Below are 9,798 nucleotides of genomic sequence, written 5' to 3'. Positions count from 1 at the left end.
AATACCAACGAACAGCCCAAAGAATGATTTCACCTTGAAAGTGCCGACCGTGGAAGGGATTCATCTGCTGTATCTCGAAATAAATAAGATATTTAGCTTATCATGTCAGCCTATTTGCAACAGTGCCGGAAGATGCTCTATTTGATTTGGCAACTACACTGTGTGAAATTTCAGATACTTCATCTAACCAAAACAAAAAATTTGACTACAAGGCAGCAGAGAGAGCGCGTGAGTGTATTTTGGCGTATCCACATGAAAACTTAAGTTTGTCAGATTTAGAGAAACATGCTGATCGTGACCGCTGGAGCCTTTCTCGTGATTTCCGATTATTATTTGGAACTAGCCCACACCGTTATATGATCATGCGTCGCTTAGAAACAGTTAAGTTCTACCTTGCTCAAGGGGAGTCTATTGTTAATGCTGCTTTAAATGCAGGCTTTTTTGATCAGAGTCATATGACCAGACATTTTATAAAAACATTTGGTTTAACTCCCACTCAATGGAAAATGATAAATATTAAAAGATAGCCGTTCGATTTGAACGGCTAATTTGTCCTACAGCAGATTTATTCCATTAAGAAAATCTTTGAACATAAAAAGCCCTGATAAAATCAAGAGTATACCCATCAGCTTATTTAGCCGATTAAACCAGATAGGATTAGCAATTTTGTTGCCTAATAATTTTCCAACCAGAGCATAGGTGAATGGTGCGCCAACAGCACCAAGTGAAATCAGTAAAGAAACTATCAAGATCATGATTCCTGTGATTTTGGCTGCAGGGTACATAATTGTCGTAACAGGTAGAATGACGAGAATGGCTTTTGGATTTAATAACTGAATAAATAAGCCATTTAAGAATGTTAGATGGCTTTCTTGCTGTTGAGTTGTTTCTACATTCGCCCTAATCATTTTTATAGCCAAGTAGAATGTATAAATTGCACCCGCTAAAGCAATATAATGAATCAATCCATGTGGAATAACAGCTTCACCTATATAGCCAAACAATACGAATAAGATCAACATGGCGAAACCAATGCCTAGGTAAAATCCTATAGTCTTTTTTAATTGACCTGTAAGGCCAGAATTTAGCCCCATAAAATTTACAGGGCCTGGGCTATACATAACGCTTAATGTATAAAGAAATATTTCCACAGAGTTCACTCAATTAGATAGCAATAAACATCAAAGAGAGAACGGTATCGAGTTATAGGCCTTAAAGATTGTACGTTTGTGCTGAACTAATTAAAAATTTCTATTTAACTTATGTTCACCTAAAGTTCACTTCATAAGTGTATAAAGAAACTATGTATTGTATTTTCAATTGCTTATATAAATATTAGTCTTGGTTTAGAATTTTAAAGTTCATGAACTATGAGAAAAAACTAAGATACGATCAAAATTGTAGAACAACAAAATTATTTATACTAATTTACAAGCCACGCTGTTTAAGCGTGTCATTAAAAAATAAATCTTTTAATCTCTCCACACAATCTCCACACAATCTCCACACAACATCAGCAATTCATAAACACTGCTATTTCAAAATAGTAGTATCTAAAACCCCCCCTCTGAAAAAGCATGTCAACACATTATCATTTAATAGGTTCAATACTTATTACAACTGTACTTTTAATCGGCTGTACACAAGCCAAAGATGCTGAACAGTCCCCAACAGAAATGCCACCAGCGGTTGTCAGTACCATCACGGTATTACCGCATTCCATGAATTTAATTGAAAATCTTCCAGGCCGTGTTGTCGCTTACCGTATTGCTGAAATTCGCCCGCAAGTAGGTGGAATTGTTGATAAAGTACTTTTTAAGCAAGGCTCTTATGTGCAAGCAGGTCAACCGCTTTTTAAATTGAATTCTGAAATATTTCAGGCAGATGTAAAAAGCAATCAAGCCACTTTAAACCGTGCACAAGCTGAGGTGACACGTTTGCAGGTGCTGTTAAAACGCTACACTGAATTAGTAAAAGTAAATGCGGTTAGTCAGCAGGAATACAACAATACCGAAGCAGATTATCAAAAAGCAAAAGCCGATGTGGCGCAAATGCAAGCCATGTTAAGCAGACAACAACTTAATCTTAAATATGCGACTGTTACAGCCCCTATCTCGGGAACGATTGGTGAAATCTTAGTGACTGAGGGTGCATTAGTTGGTCAAGGTGATACTAATGCAATGGCCGTAATACAACAGATTAATAAAGTCTATGTTGATGTAAAGCAATCAATTAGTGATTATGAAAAACTACAGGAAGCTTTACAGCAAGGTGACGTGTCAAATACCAAACATACGGTTGAAATCCTAAATAGTCAGGGTAAACCTTATAACGTTACAGGTGAAATCCTATTTTCGGATACTAAAGTTGATCCTGATACGGGTGATGTCACAATCCGTATTTTAGCCAATAATGAAAATCAAAAACTTTTGCCAGGCATGTATGTTCGAGTCAATATGAGCCGAGCTCAAGTTGAAAATGCGCTCCTAGTTCCAGAACAAGCGATTCAACATGATATTAGTGGTAAAGCCAATGTTACGATTGTTAATCAAAAAGGTTTAGCGCAAAGCAAGCCTGTTCAGCTTGGTCAACGTTATCAAAATAACTATGTGATCAAACAAGGGTTACAAGCAGGTGAGAAAGTCATTGTTGAAGGGGCTGATCGTATACAGCCTGAGCAAAAATTAAAAATTAAGCAGTGGCAACCTACAAATATTAAGGAAAATGGAGGACAGCAATAATGTCCCAATTTTTCATTAGGCGTCCTATTTTTGCATGGGTGATTGCTTTATTTATTATTCTGTTGGGTGTACTAAGCATCCCCAAGTTACCTATTGCACGATTCCCAAGTGTTGCGCCACCACAGATTAGTATTACGGCAATCTATCCAGGTGCTACGCCAAAAACATTGAATGATAGTGTTGTGACCTTGATTGAGCGGGAAATGTCAGGTGTCAAAAACTTACTTTATTACAGTTCAAGTTCAGATAGTTCTGGAACAGCAACAATCACCGCAACATTTAAACCAGGTACAGATGTAGAACTTGCACAAATTGATGTGCAAAACAAAATTAAAGCCATTGAGTCACGCTTACCTCAAACAGTGCGACAACAAGGGCTGATGGTCGATGCTGCGTCGTCTGGTTTTTTAATGATGGTGGGCTTAAGTTCACCGAATGGCAAATATAGTGAAATTGATGTCAGTGACTATATGACTCGCTATGTGATTGAAGAATTAAAGCGGGTTGACGGTGTTGGTAAAGTCCAAAATTTTGGTGCTGAAAAAGCCATGCGGATTTGGGTCGATCCAGATCGTTTGGTTTCTTATGGATTGAGTATTCAAGATGTGAATACAGCCATCCAAAACCAAAACTTGCCGATATCACCAGGTCGTATTGGTGATGTTCCTGCTTTGACGGGGCAACAAATTACTATTCCTTTAACTGCTCAAGGTCAATTAGAAACTGTAGAGCAATTCAAGAAAATTAGTTTACGTGCTCAACAAAATGGCGCCAATGTTCGACTGTCGGATGTCGCTCGTGTCGAAATCGGGGCACAGATGTATAACTTTGCGATTTTAGAAAATGGCAAAGCCTCTACAGCTGTGGCGATACAAATGAGTCCTGGTGCCAACGCTGTCAAGACTGCAGAAGGTGTTAAAGCGAAAATTGAACAGTTAGGTTCAGCACTGCCTGATGGTATGAAATTCTCTATACCTTACGACACTGCACCTTTTGTAAAAATCTCGATTGAAAAAGTAATCATGACATTGCTTGAAGCTATGGCATTAGTTTTTATTGTCATGTTTATCTTTTTACACAATGTTCGATACACCTTAATTCCGGCGATTGTTGCACCGATTGCATTGCTTGGCACATTCTCAGTCATGCTGCTTGCTGGTTTTTCGATTAATGTGCTGACCATGTTCGGTATGGTGCTTGCGATCGGGATTATTGTCGATGATGCGATTGTGGTCATTGAGAATGTTGAACGCATTATGGCGACAGAAGGCTTATCTCCAGTTGAAGCCACATCTAAAGCCATGAAGGAAATTACCAATCCGATTATTGGCATCACCTTAGTGTTAGCCGCTGTATTCTTGCCGATGGCATTGGCGTCAGGCTCAGTGGGGATTATCTATCGTCAGTTCACCATTACCATGTCGGTTTCAATTTTATTCTCAGCTTTCCTTGCACTGACATTAACCCCTGCGTTATGTGCAACGATGTTAAAACCGATTGATCAAGACCATCAGAAAAAGGGTGTTTTTGCATCGTTTGATCGCAGTTTTGAGAAGCTGAACAATCGCTATGAACGCAGTTTATTTAAAGTAATTAAACATAAAACCCTCGCAATGTTATGTTTCTTAGGCATTGTCATTGTGCTGATTTTTAGTTTTAAACACGTTCCGACTGCGTTTATGCCAGAAGAAGATCAGGGGTGGTTTATGACTTCGATTCAACTTCCTGCGGATGCAACTCAAGAACGTACCCGTAAAGTCGTTGCTGAGTTTCAAAATTATTTAGACCAAGAAACGGGGATTAAAGACAATATGGCGGTCTTAGGTTTTGGTTTTAGTGGATCTGGTCAGAATACAGCGATGTATTTTACCAATCTATTGCCATTCGAAGAGCGTACTATTACGGCACAAGAAGTCGTGAATAATGCCAATATAGCGATGGCTGAAAGTTCAGAAGGTCAAACCATGTCTGTGTTACCACCAGCAATTGATGAATTGGGTAACTCATCTGGTTTTTCACTGAGATTATTAGATCGTGGCAATATTGGCATGCCTGCTTTAAGAGAAGCACAAGATCAGCTTTTAGCATTAGCAGCACAAAGTAAAATCGTGGCGGAGGTCTATCCTGAAGGTTTGCCAGATGGCAGTTCTGTACAGCTTAAAATTGATAGAGATAAATTGCAGGCATTAGGTGTTAATTTCAGTGATGTGACCGATATTATTTCAACCTCAATGGGTTCGATGTATATCAATGATTTTCCAAATCATGACCGTATGCAGCAAGTCATTGTGCAACTTGATGCCAAATCACGCATGAGTATTGAAGATATTCTTCAGATTAAGGTGAACAGTCAAAGCGGTAAATTGGTTTCAATGTCTGAAATAATTACTCCAATTTGGCAACATTCCCCACAACAATACAATCGTTACAACGGTCGTCCATCATTGAGTATTTCTGGCAGTCCAGCAGCAGGTATATCTTCAGGACAAGCCATGACTGAGATGGAAAATTTGATTGAACAACTTCCGAAAGGTGTGGGTTATGAGTGGACTGGGATTTCTCTAGAAGAAAAACAGTCGGAATCACAAACCTTGTTTTTATTACTGTTGTCGATGTTAGTCGTTTTCCTTGTCTTGGCAGCGCTTTATGAAAGCTGGTCAATTCCATTCTCTGTGATGCTAGTTGTCCCTCTAGGGTTGATTGGCGCCTTTTTAGCAGTAATGTTACGTGGTATGCCAAATGATATTTTCTTTAAGGTCGGCATGATCACGATTATTGGTCTATCTGCAAAGAATGCTATTTTGATTGTTGAGTTTGCAAAAGCACTAAGAGAAGAAGGAATGGGTTTAGTGGAGGCAACCGTTGCAGCCGCTAAATTGCGCTTACGTCCAATCCTAATGACATCTTTGGCATTTACCTGTGGCGTTATTCCTTTAGTCATTGCCAGTGGCGCTAGTTCTGAAACTCAAAAAGCGATTGGTACAGGCGTCTTTGGCGGCATGATCAGCGCAACAATTCTAGCTGTTATTTTTGTACCGATTTTCTTTATTGTCGTCATGAGCATGGTTGAGAAATTCTCGAAACGTAAAGCGGCACATTAAGCATCAAAACTGAGAATAAAAGCTGTGGGTTAACGAGTTTAGCCCACAACAAATCTTTCATTTACATCTTTATTTCAGAATTGATTTAATAAACCATCAATATAGGTTTAATCATGAAAGCTACCAATCTTGATCCGAAACGCTGGTGGATATTGCTCGCTGTCGTGCTTGCATTTCTGCCGATTGTGATTGATATGACTGTACTGCATGTTGCGGTTCCCTCATTAACCCAATCGCTGAGTGCCACAAGTAACCAAGTCTTATGGATTATTGATATTTATCCATTACTTATGGCTGGACTTTTAGTTCCGATGGGAACTTTGGCTGATCGTGTCGGCAATCGTAAGATTCTGCTGATTGGCTTGGTTATATTTGGAATTGCCTCAGTCCTTGCGGCATTTTCCCAAACGGCTTCTATGCTGATTGCCGCACGTGCTTTATTAGCATTAGGCGGTGCCATGATTATGCCCTGTGTATTGGGTATTATTCGCAGAACCTTCGAAGACAGTCGCGAACGTGCCATTGCGCTGGGTATTTGGGGCACAATCGGATCAGCCGGTGCCGCCATTGGACCGCTCATTGGTGGGGGATTGTTAGAATATTTCTGGTGGGGTTCAGTTTTCCTGATTAACGTCCCAATCATGCTGGTTGTCGCACCAATGTGCTATTTCTTATTGTCCCGAAAAGAAGCTATAACCCCTGGACATTGGGCATTTGGTCAAGCGCTATTGCTGATTGTCGGTTTGATTTCGTTTGTATATGCACTAAAAGCAGGCTTAGGCGGTAAACAGTCGTTGTTGATTGTCTTGCCTTTGGTCGTTTTATCTATCGGCTTATTAACCATATTTGTACGCAAACAGCTGAATTCTCCTCAGCCGATGCTAGATCTTTCGCTATTTTCACGTCCTGCTATTTTAGCCGGCATTATTATGGCAATGGTTGCTGCAGGCGCTTTGGCAGGGGTTGAGTTAACTTTGGCAATGGAGCTGCAATATGTCATTCGTTTAACACCGCTGCAAGCCGGTCTTTTTATGGTTCCGATTATGGTTGCGGCCGCTATTGGCGGGCCTATTGCTGGTTTTTTATCCAATAAATTTGGACTCCGTCTGGTTGCGACCATGTCATTAATATTGGCAGCAATTGCGTTGGTCAGTTTGAGTTATTCAGATTTTCATCATCCGGGAATCATCGTTCCCTTTATTTTAGCTTCGATTGGATTAACACTGAGTATTGGTTTAACAGCTTCATCCATTGCGATCATGGGCTCAGTACCTGCAGAAAAGGGCGGTGCGGCAGGTTCACTTGAAAGTACAGGTTATGAACTGGGTACAGGACTAGGTATTACTTTATTTGGTGTTTTCATGGCCTATATATTTGGCAGTCATCTTCAAGTGCCGTCAGATTTAACTGCTGTTTTAGCAGAAAAAGCCAGACTTTCGATTGGTGATACCTATTTAGTGGCGAGCCAGTTACCCGTTGAACAAGGTACAGCATTGATTAACGCAGGTAAAATTGCCTTCAGTTCAGCTCATGTTAATTTATTATTAACAGCAGGGATTATCATCGGGATACTCTCCATTGTGGTATTTTTTATGCTAGCTAAATATCGAGATGAGAATTCATTGTGATGAAATTTATTTGAGGATCATCAAACAGAATGGTTAAGTTCAGACATCAATTTATCTTAAATTTATGGTTTAAATTAAGCCGTATTAATCTGAACTTAACACATTATAAATGAGTTGATGTCTTACGATTTAGTTGAATAGTAAAACAGCTGCCACCTAAGTTTTTGGATTTAGAATAATAAATATGACCTTGGTGTGCTTCAATAATTGCATCAATCACTGCCAAGCCTAATCCAGTACCGCCATCTAGACATGATCTAGAGTCTTCCAGTCGATAGAAGGGTTTGAACAGGTGTTTAAGATGCGATTCATCAATACCAGGACCTTCATCTTCAAACGTCAATACCCAATGTTCTGCTGTGGTTACAGATGTAATATTTATTTTTCCAGCATTCGAATATCTTAGAAAGTTAGAGAACAATGCAATAAAGACCTGTTCCATCCTTCTTATATCAACGCAAACCAATTTATCCGTCAAATTTAAAACAATAGTTAAACCTTTAACATGAAACCGTTCATTAAACATCTGCAGACATTTTTCAATACTATTTTTTAAATTGGTCTTTTCTAGTTCTAATCGTAATTGTTTATTTTCAATAAGTGTCAGTGTCCGTAAATCTTCCACAAGGTAAGATAAGCCTTCGACTTGGTTCAATAAGCTTAGGTGTAAAGCTTTATCGGCAATAAATATACCATCGACAATACCTTGCAAGCGACCTTGTAATATTGTCACAGGTGTTCGTAATTCATGTGCAATTGCAGCATTCCAAACAGTTGAATTCTTAACTGATACTTCAAGTTGGTTTGCCATTTCATTGAAGTTCTCAATAAGAGACTTGATTTCATGTGGAATATCATGATGTGGCTGTTTAATTCTGAGTGCTAAATTGCCTTGTTGAATTTGTTGAATAACATCTGCTAAATCACTAATTGGCTGTGTATAGCGTTTTCCATATTTAAAGGCGAGGATAGTAGAAAGAAAAAAGCCTGTTAATAGCACTAAAAACAGCCAGATAAAGTCAACGGAGGTAACTGAAAATTCATTTGAATTAATAACTTGTGTATTTAGAAAACCTATTTTTATCGCCCAGCTATAAACAAAATAGCCAATCATGAAAGATAACAGCGTAATGCCTAAATTGAATAGGCTCATCATGATAATAAACTGGAAGTTAATTCCAACAGAATTTTTAAAAAAGTTAAATTTCATGATTTTGATCTAAGCGATACCCCACGCCACGGACATTGATTAATAAGCCATTTACATCATTTTCTTCAAGTTTTTTGCGTAATTTGCTGATATGGCTATCTACAGTGCGATCTAAAGCATCACTTTCAGGCATACAGTTTTGGATCAATTCATTACGTGTAAAGACTTTATTCGGTGTTTTTGCCATCAAAAACAGTATCTTATACTCAGTTAACGTAAGGTTGAGCAACTGATTTCTTTGACCATTTGAAATGTAAACTTGATGATGATCTGGATTAATTTCAATATTTCTATAACGAATAATATTAGTTATTTCCATATTTTGGCTTGTACTTCGTCTAAGTACGGCTTGTATTCGTGCAATCACTTCGTTTGGGTTAAATGGCTTAATAATAAAGTCATCAGCACCCATTTTTAGCCCCATGATCTTATTCACTTGATCATCTAAGGCAGTCAGCATAATGACAGGTAAATGACTTGTTTGACGGATGATTTGTAGAATTTCCCAGCCATTTAGTTTGGGTAATTTAATATCAAGGAGAATCAGGTCGATAGAGTTGGCTTTTAGGCACTCTAAAGCTTGTTGTCCATCCAATGCACGGATGACCTGCATGTTTTCATTTTTTATGTATTTTTCAAGAATGTCACCAATATCATAATCATCTTCTACAACGAGAATGACGCTGTTTTCGAAGCTGTGCTGTAGATTTGGATACATATATTTTATCTTAGATGAAGTAGCTATGCATTTTAACATTTAATTGTGTAATGGAGATGATTAGACGAGCAGTCATTTATATTTGTAATTGAGGGGTGACATATAATAAAATTCGTTGCATATCAGTATTAATGAACAAAATGTCAATTATCATTCATTTAACATAATGGCTGTTATACGAAACGAGAGAGTGTTAGAACCCATTTAAAGTGTCTATATTCTCACCAATAAAAATGTCCGGTTTCTCCGAGGTAAAATATGACTTTTGAACAAAAATAAGCCATTGTTTATTCTTTTTATTTCCAACAAAATTCCAGAACTCATCTACTTCGAGAGATTCATAATGACTTTGCTGAGGCTGAATTTCATAGGTTGATTCAGTTAAAGTACGTAAAACTTT

Annotated in this window: 6 protein-coding genes and 2 pseudogenes; 4 read left to right on the top strand and 4 right to left on the bottom strand. The window is 38.3% G+C overall.

Going from position 1 to position 9,798, the window contains the following annotated elements; translation table 11 throughout:
- Window positions 1-128 precede the first annotated feature (128 nt).
- A pseudogene (locus FTU64_RS15900) lies at window positions 129-527 on the top strand (helix-turn-helix transcriptional regulator); the annotation flags it as partial.
- 27 nt (window positions 528-554) lie between these two features.
- Here FTU64_RS15900 and FTU64_RS15895 read toward each other — a convergent pair.
- Window positions 555-1,151, bottom strand: coding sequence for a LysE family transporter (locus FTU64_RS15895; protein ID WP_180022882.1), 597 nt, complete (start codon window positions 1,149-1,151; stop codon window positions 555-557).
- Window positions 1,152-1,577: 426 nt separating this feature from the next.
- Here FTU64_RS15895 and FTU64_RS15890 point away from each other — a divergent pair, with 426 nt between their 5' ends.
- The 3 genes from FTU64_RS15890 (at window position 1,578) to FTU64_RS15880 (ending at window position 7,470) form a co-directional block, all read left to right on the top strand.
- On the top strand, window positions 1,578-2,741 hold the full coding sequence (locus FTU64_RS15890) for an efflux RND transporter periplasmic adaptor subunit (RefSeq protein ID WP_032073150.1): 1,164 nt from the start codon (window positions 1,578-1,580) through the stop codon (window positions 2,739-2,741).
- On the top strand, window positions 2,738-5,842 hold the full coding sequence (locus FTU64_RS15885) for a multidrug efflux RND transporter permease subunit (protein ID WP_270915313.1): 3,105 nt from the start codon (window positions 2,738-2,740) through the stop codon (window positions 5,840-5,842). Before FTU64_RS15890 ends, FTU64_RS15885 begins: the two co-directional genes overlap by 4 nt.
- A 113-nt stretch (window positions 5,843-5,955) precedes the next feature.
- Window positions 5,956-7,470, top strand: coding sequence for an MFS transporter (locus FTU64_RS15880; RefSeq protein ID WP_032073148.1), 1,515 nt, complete (start codon window positions 5,956-5,958; stop codon window positions 7,468-7,470).
- 103 nt (window positions 7,471-7,573) lie between these two features.
- Here FTU64_RS15880 and adeS read toward each other — a convergent pair whose 3' ends face one another.
- From adeS to FTU64_RS15865, 3 genes and pseudogenes are all read right to left on the bottom strand, one after another.
- Window positions 7,574-8,680 (bottom strand): two-component sensor histidine kinase AdeS, encoded by a 1,107-nt coding sequence (adeS, locus tag FTU64_RS15875; protein WP_032073131.1) that lies wholly within the window; start codon window positions 8,678-8,680, stop codon window positions 7,574-7,576.
- Window positions 8,670-9,398: an efflux system response regulator transcription factor AdeR gene (gene adeR, locus FTU64_RS15870; protein WP_032073130.1), complete on the bottom strand. Its 729-nt coding sequence runs from the start codon at window positions 9,396-9,398 to the stop codon at window positions 8,670-8,672. The genes adeS and adeR overlap by 11 nt, the downstream gene beginning before the upstream one ends.
- A 271-nt stretch (window positions 9,399-9,669) precedes the next feature.
- A pseudogene (locus FTU64_RS15865) lies at window positions 9,670-9,798 on the bottom strand (IS1 family transposase); the annotation flags it as partial.

The sequence above is a fragment of the Acinetobacter sp. YH12128 genome, assembly GCF_013418655.1.
In the GTDB taxonomy this organism is placed as follows: Bacteria; Pseudomonadota; Gammaproteobacteria; order Pseudomonadales; family Moraxellaceae; genus Acinetobacter; species Acinetobacter amyesii.
The sequence above is the reverse complement of the archived record's forward strand: the minus strand, read 5'-3'. Positions and strand labels throughout refer to the sequence as shown.

Coding starts and splice junctions, on each gene's coding strand:
- FTU64_RS15890 (WP_032073150.1), top strand. CDS start 1,578: ATGTCAACACATTATCATTTAATAGGTTCAATACTTATTACAACTGTA.
- FTU64_RS15880 (WP_032073148.1), top strand. CDS start 5,956: ATGAAAGCTACCAATCTTGATCCGAAACGCTGGTGGATATTGCTCGCT.
- adeS (WP_032073131.1), bottom strand. CDS start 8,680: ATGAAATTTAACTTTTTTAAAAATTCTGTTGGAATTAACTTCCAGTTT.
- adeR (WP_032073130.1), bottom strand. CDS start 9,398: ATGTATCCAAATCTACAGCACAGCTTCGAAAACAGCGTCATTCTCGTT.